Raw genomic sequence first — 801 nt, 5'->3', positions numbered from 1 at the left:
GTTCAAGTATGTATTTGATTACCAAGAAGGCGAAACCTTCTGGTGTACCGCTGATGTGGGTTGGATCACTGGCCACACATACCTAATCTACGGCCCACTGGCGAACGGCGCTAAGACAATCCTATTTGAGGGCGTACCAAACTACCCGAATACTAGCCGTATGAGTGAAGTGGTTGATAAGCACCAAGTAAACATCCTATACACGGCACCAACAGCGATTCGTGCTCTGATGGCGAAAGGTAACGAAGCCGTGGAAGGCACTACGCGTAGCAGTCTACGTATTATGGGCTCGGTAGGTGAACCAATTAACCCAGAGGCGTGGGAGTGGTACTACAAAACGATTGGTAACGAGAACTCTCCGATTGTTGATACATGGTGGCAAACCGAAACGGGCGGTATCTTGATCGCTCCTCTACCGGGTGCAACGGATCTAAAACCAGGTTCAGCGACTCGCCCATTCTTTGGCGTTCAACCTGCACTGGTCGACAACATGGGTAACATCATTGAAGGCGCGACCGACGGTAACCTAGTGATTCTAGATTCTTGGCCTGGTCAAATGCGTACTGTTTATGGCGACCATGAGCGCTTCGAACAGACTTACTTCTCAACATTCAAAGGCATGTACTTCACTAGTGATGGTGCTCGTCGTGATGAAGATGGCTACTACTGGATCACAGGCCGTGTTGATGACGTACTGAACGTATCAGGTCACCGTATGGGTACGGCAGAGATTGAATCAGCTCTGGTTGCCTTCGACAAGATTGCCGAGGCTGCGATTGTGGGTATCCCTCACGACATCAA

Annotated in this window: 1 protein-coding gene; it reads left to right on the top strand. The window is 49.9% G+C overall.

Annotation, left to right across the window (positions count from 1 at the left end):
• The coding region (locus tag KIV40_RS29985; protein ID WP_285352919.1) for an AMP-binding protein at positions 1–801 on the top strand (801 nt) is incomplete at both ends.

The sequence above is a fragment of the Vibrio sp. D173a genome, from assembly GCF_030248475.1.
The sequence above is the reverse complement of the archived record's forward strand: the minus strand, read 5'-3'. Positions and strand labels throughout refer to the sequence as shown.